The organism is Mucilaginibacter sp. P4_A11 (genome assembly GCF_056402535.1).
Window position 1 is genome coordinate 1 of the sequence record NZ_JBFUHE010000009.1, and the last position, 17,578, is coordinate 17,578.

Below are 17,578 nucleotides of genomic sequence, written 5' to 3' on the forward strand. Positions count from 1 at the left end.
GCGAGGTACGAAGCAATCCCCGACAGGCAGGTAACGATCTTTGTTCTATGGACTTACATCGTCGAGCTCTTGGCCGCGCGGGGCCAGATACTTTTGTCTTGACACAAAAGTATCCAAAAAGTCAAGTCAGCAGGTAGGCTTCTTTGCGCACAAGGCCTTTGCCCTGCAAACCGGACAGAACCACGGGCTGCAATTATTTTGCCCCGCTGCGCTCCCTAYGCTTCTGCAAAAACTTGCTATGCCCCTTCCCGCGCACAAGGCCACCATTGTTCTGCCCGCTTTCACCCGAAGCTTACCTGCTGACGCGAACATCCTTCATTTATTATGTCATGGGTAGGAATGAAGCATCTTCTTCGCCCTGTATAGCGGTCATGCTTGTTGAAGAAGATCCTTCGTACCTCAGGACGACAAGCGTTTTTTAAATTATGTTATGGTAGCTTGTCGAAGCATGGCGGGTAGGCCTCTGCGCGCGACCCTTCGACAAGCTCAGGGTGACAGGCCTAAGCTTGTAATGTTAATATGCTTCTAAAGGACAGAGATTTACATACTATTAAGATAGTAAATATTAATGTACCGGATGTACCGCCGAATCGGTGTCAGCGCCAAGCGTGGTAGTATCCGACGAATTAGGTGTAGCGGCGCTGTTGCCGGGCGTAGTTTTGGCTGAATCGGCCGGGCCGCCGCTGCCTTTAGCTGCGCTGCTATCGTTTTGACGGGTAGTATTTTTTTCGGAGCTGTGGCAGGAACTCAGGATTACACCTGTTGCAAAAAACAAAACAAATATTTTTTTCATGGATGTTGTTTAATGTGGTTAACAATGTTGTGTGATATAAGTTCTTAAGATGCCTTAAAGACTATTTGCAATACTTTTTGATATTATCCGGTGCAAGTTTATTGCCAAGTGTAGCAGCTTTATTGAAATCGGTACAGGCGCCCGTATCGTCATTAAGTAAATGTTTCGCATAACCACGATTATTATAGGCATCGTCATTTTTTGGATCCAATAATAAAACCTGGTTGTAATCGGCTATAGCCCCTTTATAATCATTAAGGTTTCTTTTGCAAAGGGCACGGTTATAAAGTGCATTTGAATATTGAGGATCGATTTTTATCGCCATGTTGTAATCTACCATAGCATTTTTATAATCCTCAAGATCAAATTTAGCATTGCCGCGTTTTAAATAACCATCAGTGTCTTTAGGCTCCAGCGCAATGTATTGTGTATAATCATCTATAGATGAGTTAGGATCATTCAAACCGTCCTCGGCTAACCCGCGGTTATAATATGGGGCCGAAAATTTATTATCAATAGCGATAGCTTTGGTAGCATCTTCTTTGGCACCATAATAGTCTTCCATGTTTATTTTGGCTAAACTCCGGTTATTGTAACCGTCCACATCGCCAGGTTCAAGATTGATATATACAGAATAATCAGCAATCGCATCTTTATAGAGACCAAGTTTTCGCCTTGCATTTCCCCTTGCAAAGTAGGCATCTGAGCGATTCTGTTCTTTTGATATCACAAGGTCAAGATCGGCAATTGCTCCTTTGTAGTCTTTCAAAGCATTTTTTGCGATCGCTCTGTTATAATAAGGATCGGTTTCTTTTGGATCAAACGCTATTGCCCTGGTATAATCGGCAATCGCCCCTTTATAATCTTCAAGGTGTTTTTTGCAAATTCCGCGCTCAATAAATGCATCCGGATCCTTGGGATTTAAGAGGATTGCCTGATTGTAATCAAGGAGAGCCCCTTTATAATCCTCTTTTTGCCGTTTGGCCAATCCGCGATTATAAAAGGCATCGGTATTGCCTTTCTTCAGCGCAATGGCTTTAGTATAATCGGCAATGGCCTTGTCATAGTCTTTAAGGGCAAAATAGGTACGACCGCGATCAAAAAAAGTTTCTTCGGTTTTTACATCCATCGAAATGCTTTTGTTCAGATCATCAAGCGCGTCTTTAAAATTATCAAGGTTTAAATAGGCAGCCCCACGTTTATGATAGTAGTCGGCGTTGTTTGGCTCCTGAGTAAGAGCTTTAGTATAATATTTAACGCTGCTGATGTATTTTAAACTATCAGTGTTGGTTTGAGCTCCTGCAAGTAAAGGAACAAAAAGGGTAGCGAAAAGCAGTTTTTTCATTTGTGATAAAGAATAAACAGGATAAAAATAATATTTTATTTTAGGTTCTGATTATCGATATGCTAAAAGCGAATTTGTTCGCTAAGGAGATTCACAAATAAAATAAATTATCAAGCCGTTGATTTACGGGATTGATAAGCATGCTGTTTACTTCGTGCTAACAAAAGGCTACGAAGCAGCAACACAGGCGCATGCTGTAAAATTTATTTTAATGATAAAAGAGTTGTACATGATACCCACAGGGAAATCAAACGTCCTGTACAGTTACCTTAAACTGCTTAAATTACTGAGCTTTTTCTACCCTTAAACCTACATCGCTGATCTCATGCAGTGGGTTATCGCGCATGTTTTGCTCTATCTGAAAACGGTAAACACCTTTTGCCGGGAAGTGATAATTTTTGCGCAAAAGTACCTGGTAACTGTATAAATTACCTGACCCTTTGCCCAGCCATTCGCCATCGGGGTTGGCCAGCTTTACTTCAAAACGGGTAGTCTGCGTTTTTTTATCAGGCGTGATCTGATAAACAATCACGAATATGTTGGAGTATTTATAGTTGCCTGTTACCCGTAAATTAAGGTATTGGTTATAGGCGGCCTTTTCATCATCAATTTTAACATCAAAATTTACGCGGTTAACGTACGACCAGTTATGATCGGTAATTTCGGTGTTGGTATCAATGATGCTATTAGGATCGGTACAGGAACCGGCAAGCATTGTTATCAATAACAATGCTGCCGGGTAAAGTATATTTAAAGCCCGTTTCATTCAGGTTTTGCCTGTTGATTGTTGTTGTTATTATTATTCCGGTTTGGCCTGCGGCGTCTGTTGTTATTACTGCCGCCTTCTCCCTGCGGTTTTCCCTCTCCTTGTGGTCTCGGTTCGCCCTGTGGTTTGCCCTCCCTTTGCGGTCTTGGTTCACCCTGTGACCTGCCCTCCCTTTGCGGTTTGGCTTCACCCTGTGGCCGGCCCTCTCCTTGTGGTTTATTTTGCTGTGGAGGTCTGTTTCCCTGAGGCCTGTTGTTTTGCGGCTGGCGGTTTCCTTCAGGACGTGGCTGTTGGGCCGGTTTTTCCTGCGGATTACCTGATCCCTGCTGAGGCTGCTGATTGGCAGGTTTGCCTTCGGCTTGCGCCTGGCCTCCGGGTTTCTGGTTTTTATTACGGCTTTTGTTCTTCTTTTTATTGTTGTTACGGCGCTCGTCAAGACGGGTAAGGCTATCCTGGCCAACCACGTTTTCGTAATCAAGCACTTTTGAGGGTGCTGTTTCCACTTCAACAATTTCGCCCAGGTCTTCAGGGATCACGCCATCTTTATTTTGCTGCTGGATCTCTTTAACCTTTTTTATCGGCAGCGGAACCCATGATTCTTCGCCGGGGTAACTAAACCACATCAGTTTTTTAAAGATGTCGGTTTTTTGCAGGCGGGCATCACCTTTTTGTGTTCTGAGTATGTTTACATTATCAGGGATGTGTTTAAGTGCATCCATGTAAGTATCCAACTCGTAGTTAAGGCAGCATTTCAACTTGCCGCACTGGCCGGCCAGCTTCAGCGTATTTAACGAAAGATTTTGATAGCGGGCAGCTGAAGTAGATACCGTTTTAAAGTCGGTAAGCCAGGTTGAGCAGCACAATTCGCGGCCGCATGAGCCTATGCCGCCTAAACGGCTTGCTTCCTGCCTCATGCCTATCTGCCTCATCTCGATACGGATGCGGAAGGTTTCGGCCATTTTTTTGATCAGTTCCCTGAAATCAACGCGGCCTTCGGCCGTATAATAAAATGTTGCCTTGGTTTTATCGCCCTGGTAATCTACATCGCTCAGCTTCATGCTCAGGTTAAGATCAAGCGCCAGCTTGCGCGATTTGTGCATGGTTTCCCATTCCATATCCTTGGCGGCTTTCCATTTTTCAACATCAGCAATGGTAGCTTTGCGGTAGATCTTTTTTACTACATCGGCTTCCTTAACGTGGCGTTTCACCATTTGCATCCGCACCAGTTCGCCGGTAAGCGAAATGTGGCCGATATCATAACCACCGGTAGTTGCTTCAACAGCCACCAGTTCACCGGCTTCGAGGTAAATATTATCGTGGTTTAAATAAAACTCCTTGCGCGAGCCTTTAAACTTAACTTCAATAACCTGGAAAGGCTTATAGTTAGTTGGCATGTCCATATGCGACAGCCAATCGTAAACATCTAATTTGCTGCAACCATTAGTAAGGCAACTGCCGTTACTTTTGCAGCCCGCAGGCGAACATCCGCCACCTGTTGAGCAACTTCCACATCCCATAATTAACTTGGCATATATTGATTCCCCGCAGGGACATTTTTATTAATTAGTATTTTAATAATTTGTAAAGATACATCTAAAAATAAGATTTTAGGATTAGCGTTACGCTCCACATGATAATGTGCTTTTTCAAGCTCGTCAATGATCAGTTGCGATTTGCCTATACTCAACACATTACTCATTTTTTGAGCCGTATCCAGTTCTTTCGCCGGTAAATGCACCAGGCTTCCTGCACCGGCAATCAACAAACAGCATTCACGAACAAAGCTGGTTCCGTAACGCAAAAAGTTCTTTTGGTTTTCGCGACCCATTTTGGCAAACTGATCAACAAAGGCCATAACCTCAATGCCCTTATTGCCAAAGCAATAGCGAAGCCACTGTACAAACAGCTCGTGGTAGCTTTTGTTATCCTGTTGCAGCATGGCTAAAGCCTCGGTCATGTTGCCGTTGCTCAGGTAAGCCATTTCGGCAGCCGCTTCTTCGGTTTGGTGATGGGCACTTATTAAATGTTCTTTAATTTCATCATACTCAAGCGGTGGTATTTTAACCAGTTGCGTACGCGATAATATGGTGTTCAGAATCTGGTCCTGGTTTTGAGCAACCAATAAAAACAGCGTATTGGGCTGCGGCTCTTCAATAATTTTAAGCAATGCGTTCCCTTCCTTATCCAGGTATTCGGGCAGCCAAAGGATCAGGATTTTATACTCCGATTCAAAAGGCTTAAAGCTTAATTTCTTGATGATCTGGTGGCATTCGGCAATGTTGATGTTGGCCTGTTTGTTTTCTGCATCCAGGTATCCTCGCCAAATATCGAGGCTTAAATAAGGATTGGTAGTTAAAGCCCCACGCCATTGCTCAATAAAAGTAAGCGCGGTATCGTCCTTATGTTTAGCAAAAAAAGGATAGGAAAAATGCAGATCAGGATGCATCAGTTTCTGATACTTCCGGCATGAAGAACATACTCCGCATGAGTCATCCGGCTGTTTATCTTCGCAGGAAAGGTACTGAGCATAAGCAACAGCAAGCGCCAGGCTACCCGAACCTTCAGGGCCTAAAAATAATTGCGCATGGCTTACCCGGTTCTCGCTCACTGTGTTAAGCAATCGTTGCTTGGTTGCCTCCTGTCCTACTATTTCTTTAAACTGCATTTGGTGCAAAATAGTAATTAGATATGAGATTTTAGATGTGAGATATGAGACAGGAATATTTTTTGACAGTAAAGAAAAGATATATCATGTATAATTTTCATCTGATTTGTAGAGATGATAGAGCTAAATCTCAAATCTATATTCCACATCTCATATCTTTACAAAATGAGAGTAATGGCATTTGATTACGGAACCAAGCGCATTGGCATTGCAGTTACCGACCCCCTGCAGATCATCGCTACCGGGCTTGATAATATCCACCCTAATAATATCATTGAGTTTTTAAAAAAATATCTCCAAACAGAACAGGTTGAGCGTTTTATTGTAGGCGAACCTAAGCAGATGGACAATACACCCTCTCAATCGGCCCCGCATGTAAAAGGCTTTGTGAACCTGTTAAAGAAAACTTTCCCTGAAATGCCCGTCGAAATGGTTGATGAGCGCTTTACCTCCAAAATGGCGTCGGCAACTATTGCTCAAAGTGGTATGAACAAAAAGAACCGACAAAATAAGGAATTGGTGGATACGATATCGGCGGTGATATTATTGCAGAGTTGGATGGGAACGAGATTTTAATCGATCTTGAGAATATTAATAAATTTCCTTTATGATGCAGCTGACCATTTTCTCCGTTCGGAGAAAATGATATTAAATAGATTTAAAGCGGTTAAAAGCAAAATAGAAGCGTCATTGCGAGGTACGAAGCAATCCCCTATTAGCAGGTCTGCCCTGTATAGTTTGGGATTGCTTCGTACCTCGCAATGACGCTTTTTTTACTGTACTTATTTTGAGCTACTGTTTTTAAAAAGGATTTAAAAGTGTTGTTATTCACTTGAAAACGCCATAGAAAGAGGACTAAAATAAAATTCCGTACATTTGCCCCCATGGATATTCTCCCTAATGCCTTATTGGCTTACTTAGATGACCATTGCGACCCGGAACCGGAAGCGCTTAAAAAGCTCAACCGCGAAACGCATATGAAGGTGTTAAAACCTAACATGCTATCGGGACATTACCAGGGCAGGCTGCTTAGTTTTTTGAGCAAAATGGTGCAGCCTAAACGCATCCTGGAGATAGGTACCTACACAGGCTACTCGGCTATTTGCCTGGCCGAAGGTTTGGCCGAGGATGGCATTCTCCATACCATTGAAGTTAATCGCGAGATGGAGGAGATCATCACTTCACACCTTAAACTAACAAATGTTGAAAATAAAATAAAGCTGCATTTTGGGCCGGCAGAGACTATTATTGCTGATTTACAGGAAGATATTTTCGATTTGGTGTTTATAGATGCGGATAAAAAGAATAATTATACTTACTTTGAATTAGTTTTTGACAAAGTCAGATCCGGAGGATTAATAATAATTGACAATGTTTTGTGGAAAGGAAAGGTGTATGGCCCCGAAAAAGATGCCGATACACAAGGAATTCGCAAACTAAATGACCAGATAGCTGTTGATAGCAGGATAGAAAAATTAATCCTGCCGGTACGCGATGGGCTGCTGGTTATCAGAAAAAAATAAATTATGAAGAAAATCTTACTGATTACAACACTGTTGATCTCAACATTAGCTGCTTCAGCACAGAAAAATACCTCATTATCCTACATCGATAAATTCAAAGATGATGCCATTCGCATCATGCATGAAACCGGGATCCCTGCAAGCATCGTTTTAGGTGTGGCCATGCACGAATCGGGCTGCGGTAACAGCACAATAGCACAAAACCTTAATAATCAATTTGGAGTAAAAGGTTACAACACTGTAGTTTATACCAAACACAATAAAAAAGTTCGTACTTCATATAAGCGTTACGATTCGGTTTTTGACTCATTCCAGGATTTTGCACGCATCATGACCGAGCGCAAACAGTTCAGTCACCTGGCCGACGCGCTAACCCATTATGATTACAAAGGATGGGCAAAAGGTATTCAACGTGCTGGTTATGCAGGTAGCCGCAAATGGGCCGCGCAGGTATTAGGCATTATTAATAAATATGACCTTAACGAACTTGATGAAAATCCGGCAACCCAAACTCAATTAGCCGACGCGACAACTAAACAATAATATTTACGTTTATAAATCTTAATTTGGCCCCTATTTATATGCCACTCAATAAGATTTAAGCATAATGCGAAAAATTATATACCTGTTTATTGCTGTCGCCTGCTTCAGTTCGTGCTCTGCCCGTAAAAAAACGTCGACCGTATCAAACCGCGATGCCCGGCGGAATAACAATAGCATCCAAAAAGCAAATAAGGACGCCGTTGCCAACTACAAATCATACACTTCGTTAGAATATATTGAACGCTTTAAGGCTATAGCTATACAGGAAATGAACCAGTATGGTATCCCTGCGAGTATTACCCTTGGGCAGGGTTTGTTTGAATCCGGTGGGGGCAGCAGCGATCTGGCTAAATATGCCAACAATCACTTCGGCATAAAATGCACCAGCGACTGGACGGGTAAAAGCTATTATAAGGACGATGACAACGTGAACGATTGCTTTCGCGTTTATGACAACCCGGAAGATTCTTTCCGCGACCACTCTAATTTTCTGAAACGTAAAAATTACGCCAAGCTTTTTGAGTTGGATAAGGATGATTATAAAGGCTGGGCTTTCGGCTTAAAAAAAGCCGGATATGCAACCAATCCTAATTATCCGCAGTTGCTGATCAATATCATCGAAAAGTACAACCTTGCCCAATATGACCGTCCTGAAGGTGAAATAGCTAAAATTAAACGGGAAGACCGCGTATTGGCCCAAATTAATAACAACATCAATAAACCCGCACAAGATACCCTTTCCAAAACCCCGCCCGACGATAAGATCTACACCGTAAAACAGGGCGATACACTATACAACATATCTAAACGTTTTGGAATAACTATCGACGACCTGAAAGCATTAAACAGCATGAGTGACATTGGCATTAAAATTGGCCAGAAGCTTGTCGTCGTGAAGTAAACAAGAGGCAAGACAGCAAGAACCAAGAGTCAAGATGGTAAGAGAAAGGATCTCCAAAACTGCCTTAATTCTTGATTCCTGACATCTTGACTCTTTCTCAAAAGGTTAATTGTTGTTAAATTGTATGATCACCCGCTACGCAACACGTATTTTTGCCTCCTCAATGAAACTGTGGTTGCTTTTCATATGTTTGGCCTTGCCCGCGACTGAAGTTTTTGCCCAGCAAAAAACGGTTGACGGAGTTGTGTTTGATAAAGACAGTAAGGACCGCATAGCTAAGGTAAACGTTCAAAATATCACTTCAGGCAAATCCATTTACAATACTTTTAAAGGCGAGTTCAAGATAGAAGCCCAACCCGGCGATGTGCTTGTTTTTACCAAGTTTGATCATCTCCCTGATACTTTAAAAGTGCAAAACGACGAATCACTTGCCGTTTATATGAAACGTTCGGCGATACAACTCAAAGAGGTTGTTGTACGCGATACCTTGCTTAATCCGCTAAAGCGCCTGGCGGCAACTAAGAATGATTACACTAAGATCTTCGGTCCGCTAAATAGCAAGGATCTGCTAAGTTTTGGGCCTGGTGGCGCAGGATTAAGCATTGATGCCATTTACAACGCCCTAAGCCGAAGCGGGCGTAATGCTGCCCATCTGCGTGAAACTATCGAAAAAGATTACCAGCAAAACGTTATCGACTATCGTTTTAACCGCACTTATGTTGGCGCTATAACCAATTTAAAAGATCAGCAGCTTACCGATTTCATGTTGCGGTACCGGCCCGGTTATTATTTGGTAAAAACCGCCAGCGACTATGAATTTATAGCCTCCATTAAAACAAACCTCAATCGCTTTTTAAAGTATAAAAAACGGCCATATTCCCTTACCCCCCTCATTACACCCGAAGACAGCAAGAGAGATCTTGGTCGCGACAGTATATCTAAATCTTAATAAAAGGTTCACTTTAGTATTCAAAAATTCCAATATTTTTGGCCAAAACTTGTTAGCCTGATTAAACCCAGGGGCAACATTTTTGTTTATTGTAGGTAAAAAAGGAGATTTTTGCTTTAATTTGTTTACTATGTTAAAAACAAAACCGGGATTACTAATACTCGCATTATCAGTCACGTGTGTTTTTTCAGTAAAAGCACAAACAGATACCCTGAAAAAAGACACTGTTAAAATAGACACAGCAGTACTCAATAAATACCGGATCAATTCCCGCAAAAACGCCATCCCCACCCGGGTCCGCCCTATACAAATTCAGCGCGAAATGGTACCCGTTACCATGCTTGATTATAAAATAAACTACTGGAAAAAAGCCGTCACCTTTGGGTTAAACTTTAGCCAGTCGGCATTCAGCAGCAATTATGCCGCTGGTGGTGTAAGTGCAGTGGCATTAGGCTCCAATTTTATTTATCACACCGAATATAACAAGGCTCCATTCAGTTATGTATCGGAGCTTAACCTTACTTATGGTGTATCAAAAAACAAGGGTCAGGGTAAGCGTAAAACGCAAGACCGTATCTATTTTGATAACAAAGTGGCCTCGCAATTATCAAAAAGCTGGTATTTCTTCGGTGCGTTGACCTTCGAGTCGCAGTTTGATAAAGGCTTTAATTATGTTGATCTTGGTAACGGCAAGTTCGATCAGCAATATATTTCAAACTTCATGTCACCGGGCTATTTAACCGAATCTATCGGTTTTGAGTATAAGCCTACAGGTTGGTTCGATTTGCGTTTAGGTACTGGTACCGCAAGGCAAACTTTTGTACTTGATGATAAGATCCACATCAAGAAGCCCGATAACTACGGTGTGGATACCCTAAAGACCGTTAAAAATGACCTCGCATTCCAGATTGTAGCCCTGTTTGATAAAGATATTGCCAAAAACATTCACCTTAATACGCGTTACGCACTATTTATCCCCTATGCGCAATCGCCCAAGTTTATCACACACCGTGTCGATTTGGTATTATCGGCAAAGGTTAACAGGCTCATCAGTGCAACAGTTAACGGCACTTTGCTTTACGATAAACACACCGCCGCCGCCGCCCAGGGCTATGAAGGTATTGGGTTGGGGATGCTATACAGGTTTCCGTAGCAGTTATTTGTAAAACACTAATACACTCATTTTGCGTTCGGCCTTATCCAGTATAAGGCCGAGCTTGTTTACAGACTGGATTACCCCCGCTTGTGTACGAACATCGACAGTTGTTTTAATATCATATTTTTCTTTCAGTCCGGTTTCGTCCACAACCGGAAGATCAAGGTCATTGCTTAAATAATCCTTCGCGAAATTTGCCAGAGACACAGATGTGCCGTTATACCCCTCCCCGCTAAAACTGACCATTGATTTATTTTGCGTTGATACCGGGAAAGCCAATTTTTCACCAGGATGTACCCTGAGAACATAAACCGGGATTAATTTTTCGGTTACCCGGGCCTTTATGGATAGGGATGCAAGCAGCTTTTTTTGCATGATGCTGTTAAGGCTATCCTTATCTTCCGGCTTAACCAACAGGTCAAAACAATAAAGGGAGTTTTTATTATCAAAATCACATATCTCTTTTTTATCCATCTCGTAAGCGATCTGTTTAGATGAGGTAATGTCGAAGGCATCTTTATATAAAACATCAGCACAAACGTTGACGAAGCTTACTCTCCTGCCATTGTATGGTGCATTGAGATAATGCCTGCCCATGCTTTGTTGTCCTTTCATATAACCGCGAAGCGTAAAGCTTTCGGCAATAGTGCTATCTACACCAAAAATGTCTTTACTATTGTTTACAGGAACCTCTTTTACTTCGGCCGAAGAAATAATTGCTTTACCGGCTAAAAGGTTGTTGATAAGCCGCTGATTTACAGAATCGGTTTTAACAAGTGCTACCACCCGGTGTTTGCTGTTGATGATGGCACTTTGCCCAACGTACGAAAGCCCGAAAGCTTTGTATAAAAAAAAGGTGGTGTCGCTGGCCAGCCATAGGGCCGAAGGCTTTTTTATTAAATATTTTTTTAACCGTTCAACCGGCTCGTTGGAAATGGCGATCACCCGGATTTTGCCTTCATTTGCTTTTTGCAGTTTAGCCAAAGCATCCATTTCGGGAATGCAGGGGCTGCACCAGGTTCCCCAAAAGCTTAAAATGTAAAATGGTACCTTGATCGGGTCTTTGAGGTTTACCTGGGTTACCGGGGCGTTGATCACCGGGCTTATTACGATAGCCGGGAAAGCATCGCCGGTTTTTAAAGTTTGCTGGGCCGATACCGAAAAGCACAAGGCCGATAAAAGGATAACAAATATTTTTTTCATTATGGATACAGATTTATACCCGCAAAAATGGCGTGGATGAAAATAAAACCGTGTTATCGGGCAGGTTAACTAACGTTATATTATGTTAACGGCCGGGTATATTTAATGCCGATGTTTTACATTTGACTATGCCGAAAAGTACCCGTTTTGTTATTGTTGTGTGCGCCATTGCCATAGCAATGGTTTTACTGCTGCAATTTTACTGGGTGAAAAATTACTATGCCGTAAACCAGGCCACTTTTGAAAAAGAGGTGAACATGGCTTTTGAGGATGCGTTGAAAAAAGAGTTTAGTCTTCGTTGCGATACTATACAGCAATTAATTGCCAAACGGCTGATGGATACAACCGAGTTTAGGATTACAAGCCAGTTTGATACAATACAAGGGAAACACATTTTTACCATCGCAAATGCCCATAAGCCGGGGCAAAAATTTTCATCGTCGGCATTAAGCTTCCGCGGCGTTAATAAGGCATTAATGCCAGGGGATACTACCTTTAAATGGACAATTGCCAGGCGTTTTGCTTACACCTTGCGCACCGAGGACCTGCAAAATCACGTGGTTTACTATCGTACTCAGAACCTCGGTGGCTTCATGGTTGATAACGTTAATAAATATGATTTTGACACTATACGGCTAAGACCTGTGCTTGTACATTATCTGAAGGACAGAAATATCGACATCCCTTTTCATTTTTATTTGCGCGAAGCAGACAGCACAATGAACCGGAGCCATTTTAATGAAAAACTGCTTTCCCACTATCCTATCGTTACAAAAGCGTATCCCACTTACAAGCAAACAGGGAAAGAACAATATGTAAGGGCGATGTTCAGTAATCCGTTTTCTTACATTGTTGGACGCATGGGGCTTATGTTTGCAGGTTCACTATTGCTTATTGCATTGGTGGCTTTTAGCCTTATTTACTTATTGCATTCCTTATTTAAGGAAAAGAGGTTATCGGCCATCAAAAACGATTTCATCAGTAATATTACCCATGAATTTAAAACGCCGATTGCCACGGCTTCGGCTGCAATTGAAGCATTGACTGGTTTTGGGGTGCTTGATGATCCTGAAAAAGCCCGGCGCTATCTCTCTCATTCAAAAAGCGAACTCGAAAAACTTGCCGGCCTGGTAGATAGGGTATTAAGCATTTCAATGTACGAAAGCCTGGATTTTAATATAAAGCCTGAAGCTGTTGATATCGACGCTAAAATAAACGAACTGTTAACCTGTACGGTTGCGTTGTCCGGAAAAGAGATTAATTGGGACTATATAAACAACACAGGGATAAACACTATAATGGCCGACGATCTGTATTTTGAACATGCGGTTAATAACATAGTTGATAACGCGCTTAAGTATTCGGGCGGCAAAGTTCAGTTACAAGTAAGTGTTGACATAAAAAGTGACTTTTTAATTCTGATGATAAAGGATAACGGAATAGGAATAGCCGCTGCCGACCTGCCAATGGTATTTGAAAAGTTTTACCGGGTACCATCCGGAAACCAGCACAAGGTAAAGGGGCATGGCCTTGGGCTAAACTATGTAAAAAGCATAGTGGAGCGGCACAAGGGCTGGTGCAAAATAGAAAGCGAACCAGGTAAGGGGACGATATTTAGTTTGGCATGGCCGTTATAAGCAGCGTTAAAGTTTTACTGGTTGAAGACGAACCGGTACTGGCCGAAATTGTGCAGGAAAGCCTGCAATCGCGTGGTTTTGAAGTGGTTCATGCCGATACTGTTGCCGGCGCAAAAGTGGTTTATTACAACAACAAACCTGATATTATTGTGCTTGATGTAATGCTTCCAGATGGAAGCGGGTTTGATTTTGCCCGGCAGATCAGGAATGTTGATACAGATTTGCCCGTTATTTTTTTAACCTCCAGGTCATTACCACAGGATGTTGTTGAAGGTTTTGAAAGCGGCGGTAACGACTATTTAAAAAAACCATTTAGTTTGGAGGAGCTCATTATCCGGATCAGGGTTTTGCTGAGTAAAAACCGGCTGGTGATAAATAAAAGTACGGGGGTAACTGAAATGGGCAGGTACCGGTTTTATTATCCACAGGGGGAGCTTAATTTTGAGGGCATTAGCCGTGCGCTTACCACTCGCGAAAGCGAGATCCTTAACCTGTTGATCATGAATAAAAACCAGCTGCTTAATCGCGATGAGCTATTGTTAAGCCTGTGGCAAAACAACGATTATTTTAGCGGCCGAAGCCTGGATGTGTTCATCACTAAGCTGAGGCGTTATTTAAAAGACGACCCATCGGTAAGCATCCTTAACATTCGTGGGCGTGGCTACAAGTTAATCTATTAAGTAATTATTTAATATAGTTCAAAATCATACCTTTGCATTCTTACAAAAGAGATTAAAGTTTTTTATCATAATGTTTGAAAATCTTTCGGATAAACTCGACAGGGCATTTAAAGTCCTAAAGGGTCAGGGATCAATTACTGAAATAAACGTGGCCGAAACTATGAAGGAGATCCGCAAGGCTCTTCTTGATGCCGACGTTAACTATAAAACCGCCAAAGCATTTACCGACGATGTAAGGCAAAAAGCGCTTGGTAATAATGTATTAACATCTATTTCGCCTGGGCAGCTGCTTACCAAGCTCATGAACGATGAGCTTACAGAACTAATGGGCGGGACCACTGCCGATCTGAATTTATCGGCTACGCCTACCATCATCCTCATTGCCGGTTTGAACGGTGCCGGTAAAACAACCTTTACCGGTAAGCTGGCCAACTACTTAAAAACACAACGTAATAAAAAGCCTTTACTGGTTGCTGATGATATTTACCGCCCTGCGGCTATTGACCAGCTGGAGGTATTAGGCCAACAGATAGGCATCCCTGTTTATGCCAACCGCGACTCAAAAGACCCGGTTGCTATTGCCCGCGAAGGTATAGCCCAGGCTAAGCAAAACGGAAATAACGTAGTGATCATCGATACCGCCGGCCGTTTAGCTATTGACGAGGCCATGATGGTGGAGATTGAGCAGGTAAAAGATGCCGTAAAACCACACGAGATCCTGTTTGTGGTCGACTCCATGACTGGTCAGGATGCTGTGAACACCGCTAAAGTGTTTAATGACCGCCTTGACTTTACCGGTGTGGTATTGACCAAATTGGATGGTGATACCCGCGGTGGTGCTGCGTTATCTATTAAATCGGTTGTTAACAAGCCTATCAAATTCATTGGTACCGGCGAGAAGATGGAAGCGCTTGATGTTTTCCACCCTGATCGTATGGCATCGAGGATCCTGGGCATGGGCGACGTGGTATCCTTGGTTGAACGTGCGCAACAGCAGTTTGACGAGAAAGAAGCCGCCGAGTTACAGAAGAAGATCCGCAAAAACAAATTCGACTTTAACGATTTTTACAGCCAGATCCAGCAGATCAAGAAAATGGGTAACATGAAGGATCTGATGGGCATGATACCGGGCGTAGGTAAAATGATGAAGGATGTTGAGGTTGATGATAATGCGTTTAAAGCTATCGAAGCAATTATACAGTCGATGACTCCATTTGAAAAGGAAAACCCTGAAACAATCAATCAAAGCCGCCGTAACCGAATAGCCAAAGGTTCGGGTACAGATTTGCAGGAAGTAAACCGCCTCATGAAGCAGTTTGATGATATGAAAAAGGTGATGAAGCAAATGAGCAACCCTGCCGCCATGGCCAACATGATGCGCCGGATGCCGAAGATGTAAAGTAACGTTTAATCTGAATTATAGAATGCCCCTTGCCAAACAAGGGGCATTTTGTTTTAACGAAAATAAAACAGCAACAAATAGCATTTACCTTACTTCAATATATCTTTAACTATTACCTAACGAAGCGTGTTTTTATTAGCTTTGTTGCAGAACACCACAAACTGAAGGAAGCATATGCGCAGGATATTTTTAGTTCTTTTATCGTTACCAACTTTTTTTGCTATACCGGCCATTGCACAGGTTCCCGGGGCAACGATTGATGTTAAACATTATACGTTTGATATTAAATTGAATGATACCGACAATAACATAGAAGGAAAAGCCACAGTTTCGGTAAAGTTTTTGAATGGAGCGGAGGGATTTAACCTTGACCTGGTAAAAAAGAACGCGGAGGGAAAGGGTATGCTGGTATCTGCAGTAACTGAAAATGGAAAGCCGGTAAAGTTTACACAGGATGATGAACAATTAAAGATTAATACCCGCGCATACAAAGGGAATACCCGCGATTATACCATAAGCTACAACGGTATTCCGGCTGATGGCTTGATCATCTCAACCAATGCTTTTGGTCACCGGACTTTTTTTGGTGATAACTGGCCTAACCGGGCCCATAACTGGCTGCCCTGCGTTGATAATATTGCCGATAAAGCCCCGGTTGATTTTATTGTTACTGCGCCTGATCATTACCAGGTAGTATCAAATGGTTTGCAAACAGAAGAAAAACAACTCGACAGAAACCTGAAACTTACCCATTGGGTTGAAACCGTTGCGCTGCCCACTAAGGTGATGGTTATTGGCGTAGCCGAATTTGCGGTTGATCGCCCTGGAGATGTTAATGGCATCCCGGTTTTTACTTATGTGTTTCCGGAAAGTAAGGAGGCTGGGTTTAAAAGCTATGCGGTGGCTAAAAACATTCTCCCCTACTTCATAAAAAATGTAGGCCCTTACAGCTATGAAAAACTGGCCAATGTACAATCGAAAACCATTTTTGGCGGAATGGAAAATGCCAGCGCTATATTCTACTTTGAAGAGTCGGTTAAAAGCCCGGAGATAGAGGAACTAATGGCGCACGAAATTGCCCACCAATGGTTTGGCGATGGGGCAAGCGAAAAAAGTTTCGGTCACCTGTGGCTAAGCGAAGGTTTTGCTACCTACATGACTAACCTCTATCTCGAAAACAAATACGGTGCTGATACATTAAAAACGCGCTTAAAAGCCGACCGCAAAAAGGTACTCGATTTTGAAAAGAAACGATTGACCCCTGTTGTTGATACTGCCGTTAAAACACAATATATGCAGTTGCTTAATGCTAACAGCTATGAAAAAGGCGGCTGGGTACTGCATATGCTAAGGCGTAAACTGGGCGATGATATTTTTTGGAAAGGGGTAAGAAATTACTATTCCAAATACCAGGGCAGCAATGCCAATACCGATGATTTAAGGAAAGTTATGGAAATGACCAGCGGTAGAGATCTGAAACAGTTTTTTACCCAATGGCTGCGCACGGCAGGGCACCCCAACCTGGTTGTTAGCTGGAAGTATGATGAAAAAGACAGTACCATTGCTATAAATGTAACCCAGAGCCAGGAATATGTTTACAATCTGTCGTTAGAGGTTTCTGCTGACGGGCAATTGCTGACTGTGCCGGTAAAAGAAAAATCAGCTACAGCAAAATTTAAAGTAAAAGCCAAGCCTGTTGATGTTAAGATTGATCCGAATGTGAATCTGTTGGCATCGTTTGAGGAGAAATAAGTAAAAAAAAGATTAAAAATAAAAATGTCATTTCGATAGAGCTGTGAGGGCCTGAACAAGGGGGCGAAAGAGAAATCTTCTACGCCAGGTAGAACCTTATGCAAGATTTAGAGTAGGGTGTATAAGATTTCTCCTCACCTCCCCCACGCATTCCTCAGCTAGTTCGTCGAAATGACAATTGGATTTTTTTGTAGTAATAAGATTTAAAAGAGGACCCTCTCAAGAGGGGAATCGCACGAACCGGAGTTTTTTCTTCTTGGCTC

At 42.4% G+C, this 17,578-nt stretch carries 16 protein-coding genes; 10 read left to right on the plus strand and 6 right to left on the minus strand.

All coding sequences use genetic code 11. The features are described from left to right. Positions 1-565 precede the first annotated feature (565 nt). From AC1DUD_RS17870 to AC1DUD_RS17890, 5 genes are all read right to left on the minus strand, one after another. Entirely contained in the window at positions 566-793 is a 228-nt protein-coding gene (locus AC1DUD_RS17870) for a hypothetical protein (RefSeq protein WP_477376774.1), read from the minus strand. A gap of 61 nt (positions 794-854) precedes the next feature. Further along, on the minus strand, positions 855-2,138 hold the full coding sequence (locus tag AC1DUD_RS17875; RefSeq protein WP_477376776.1) for a tetratricopeptide repeat protein: 1,284 nt from the start codon (positions 2,136-2,138) through the stop codon (positions 855-857). 283 nt (positions 2,139-2,421) lie between these two features. After that, a complete protein-coding gene (locus tag AC1DUD_RS17880; protein ID WP_477376778.1) occupies positions 2,422-2,904 on the minus strand; it encodes a gliding motility lipoprotein GldH in 483 nt (160 codons plus the stop codon). Continuing rightward, positions 2,901-4,421 carry a regulatory iron-sulfur-containing complex subunit RicT gene (ricT, locus tag AC1DUD_RS17885; protein ID WP_477376780.1) on the minus strand — a complete coding sequence of 507 codons (1,521 nt, stop codon included), beginning with the start codon at positions 4,419-4,421 and terminating at the stop codon, positions 2,901-2,903. The genes AC1DUD_RS17880 and ricT overlap by 4 nt, the downstream gene beginning before the upstream one ends. A gap of 2 nt (positions 4,422-4,423) precedes the next feature. Beyond that, positions 4,424-5,569 carry a DNA polymerase III subunit gene (locus AC1DUD_RS17890; RefSeq protein ID WP_477376782.1) on the minus strand — a complete coding sequence of 382 codons (1,146 nt, stop codon included), beginning with the start codon at positions 5,567-5,569 and terminating at the stop codon, positions 4,424-4,426. 165 nt (positions 5,570-5,734) lie between these two features. Here AC1DUD_RS17890 and ruvX point away from each other — a divergent pair, with 165 nt between their 5' ends. From ruvX to AC1DUD_RS17920, 6 genes are all read left to right on the plus strand, one after another. Further along, complete coding sequence (gene ruvX / locus AC1DUD_RS17895) at positions 5,735-6,145, plus strand: Holliday junction resolvase RuvX (RefSeq protein WP_477376785.1); 411 nt, start codon at positions 5,735-5,737, stop codon at positions 6,143-6,145. Between the two features lie 308 nt (positions 6,146-6,453). Beyond that, complete coding sequence (locus AC1DUD_RS17900) at positions 6,454-7,092, plus strand: O-methyltransferase (protein ID WP_477376787.1); 639 nt, start codon at positions 6,454-6,456, stop codon at positions 7,090-7,092. Positions 7,093-7,095: 3 nt separating this feature from the next. After that, positions 7,096-7,635, plus strand: coding sequence for a glucosaminidase domain-containing protein (locus tag AC1DUD_RS17905; protein ID WP_330861148.1), 540 nt, complete (start codon positions 7,096-7,098; stop codon positions 7,633-7,635). Between the two features lie 64 nt (positions 7,636-7,699). Then, complete coding sequence (locus AC1DUD_RS17910; protein ID WP_477376790.1) at positions 7,700-8,536, plus strand: glucosaminidase domain-containing protein; 837 nt, start codon at positions 7,700-7,702, stop codon at positions 8,534-8,536. A 163-nt stretch (positions 8,537-8,699) separates the two neighbouring features. After that, positions 8,700-9,485: a peptidase associated/transthyretin-like domain-containing protein gene (locus AC1DUD_RS17915; RefSeq protein WP_477376792.1), complete on the plus strand. Its 786-nt coding sequence runs from the start codon at positions 8,700-8,702 to the stop codon at positions 9,483-9,485. Positions 9,486-9,615: 130 nt separating this feature from the next. Beyond that, positions 9,616-10,638: a DUF3078 domain-containing protein gene (locus tag AC1DUD_RS17920; RefSeq protein WP_477376794.1), complete on the plus strand. Its 1,023-nt coding sequence runs from the start codon at positions 9,616-9,618 to the stop codon at positions 10,636-10,638. Positions 10,639-10,641: 3 nt separating this feature from the next. On the opposite strand, the gene AC1DUD_RS17925 is transcribed toward AC1DUD_RS17920, so the two are convergent. Continuing rightward, entirely contained in the window at positions 10,642-11,844 is a 1,203-nt protein-coding gene (locus AC1DUD_RS17925) for a DUF3738 domain-containing protein (protein WP_477376796.1), read from the minus strand. Positions 11,845-11,972: 128 nt separating this feature from the next. Between AC1DUD_RS17925 and AC1DUD_RS17930 the strand changes: the two genes are divergently transcribed. From AC1DUD_RS17930 to AC1DUD_RS17945, 4 genes are all read left to right on the plus strand, one after another. Then, entirely contained in the window at positions 11,973-13,481 is a 1,509-nt protein-coding gene (locus tag AC1DUD_RS17930; RefSeq protein ID WP_477376798.1) for a sensor histidine kinase, read from the plus strand. Then, the gene (locus AC1DUD_RS17935) at positions 13,469-14,161 is read left to right on the plus strand and encodes a response regulator transcription factor (protein ID WP_477376800.1); all 693 of its coding nucleotides are present in this window, start codon (positions 13,469-13,471) and stop codon (positions 14,159-14,161) included. The genes AC1DUD_RS17930 and AC1DUD_RS17935 overlap by 13 nt, the downstream gene beginning before the upstream one ends. 70 nt (positions 14,162-14,231) lie before the next feature. Next, positions 14,232-15,560: a signal recognition particle protein gene (gene ffh / locus AC1DUD_RS17940; RefSeq protein ID WP_477376802.1), complete on the plus strand. Its 1,329-nt coding sequence runs from the start codon at positions 14,232-14,234 to the stop codon at positions 15,558-15,560. A 177-nt stretch (positions 15,561-15,737) separates the two neighbouring features. Further along, positions 15,738-17,315 (plus strand): M1 family metallopeptidase, encoded by a 1,578-nt coding sequence (locus AC1DUD_RS17945; RefSeq protein ID WP_477376804.1) that lies wholly within the window; start codon positions 15,738-15,740, stop codon positions 17,313-17,315. The last annotated feature ends 263 nt before the right edge of the window (positions 17,316-17,578 follow it).

Coding starts and splice junctions, on each gene's coding strand:
- ruvX (WP_477376785.1), top strand. CDS start 5,735: ATGAGAGTAATGGCATTTGATTACGGAACCAAGCGCATTGGCATTGCA.
- AC1DUD_RS17875 (WP_477376776.1), bottom strand. CDS start 2,138: ATGAAAAAACTGCTTTTCGCTACCCTTTTTGTTCCTTTACTTGCAGGA.
- AC1DUD_RS17925 (WP_477376796.1), bottom strand. CDS start 11,844: ATGAAAAAAATATTTGTTATCCTTTTATCGGCCTTGTGCTTTTCGGTA.
- AC1DUD_RS17905 (WP_330861148.1), top strand. CDS start 7,096: ATGAAGAAAATCTTACTGATTACAACACTGTTGATCTCAACATTAGCT.
- AC1DUD_RS17930 (WP_477376798.1), top strand. CDS start 11,973: ATGCCGAAAAGTACCCGTTTTGTTATTGTTGTGTGCGCCATTGCCATA.
- AC1DUD_RS17935 (WP_477376800.1), top strand. CDS start 13,469: ATGGCCGTTATAAGCAGCGTTAAAGTTTTACTGGTTGAAGACGAACCG.
- ffh (WP_477376802.1), top strand. CDS start 14,232: ATGTTTGAAAATCTTTCGGATAAACTCGACAGGGCATTTAAAGTCCTA.
- AC1DUD_RS17915 (WP_477376792.1), top strand. CDS start 8,700: ATGAAACTGTGGTTGCTTTTCATATGTTTGGCCTTGCCCGCGACTGAA.
- ricT (WP_477376780.1), bottom strand. CDS start 4,421: ATGGGATGTGGAAGTTGCTCAACAGGTGGCGGATGTTCGCCTGCGGGC.
- AC1DUD_RS17910 (WP_477376790.1), top strand. CDS start 7,700: ATGCGAAAAATTATATACCTGTTTATTGCTGTCGCCTGCTTCAGTTCG.
- AC1DUD_RS17870 (WP_477376774.1), bottom strand. CDS start 793: ATGAAAAAAATATTTGTTTTGTTTTTTGCAACAGGTGTAATCCTGAGT.
- AC1DUD_RS17880 (WP_477376778.1), bottom strand. CDS start 2,904: ATGAAACGGGCTTTAAATATACTTTACCCGGCAGCATTGTTATTGATA.
- AC1DUD_RS17945 (WP_477376804.1), top strand. CDS start 15,738: ATGCGCAGGATATTTTTAGTTCTTTTATCGTTACCAACTTTTTTTGCT.
- AC1DUD_RS17900 (WP_477376787.1), top strand. CDS start 6,454: ATGGATATTCTCCCTAATGCCTTATTGGCTTACTTAGATGACCATTGC.
- AC1DUD_RS17920 (WP_477376794.1), top strand. CDS start 9,616: ATGTTAAAAACAAAACCGGGATTACTAATACTCGCATTATCAGTCACG.
- AC1DUD_RS17890 (WP_477376782.1), bottom strand. CDS start 5,569: ATGCAGTTTAAAGAAATAGTAGGACAGGAGGCAACCAAGCAACGATTG.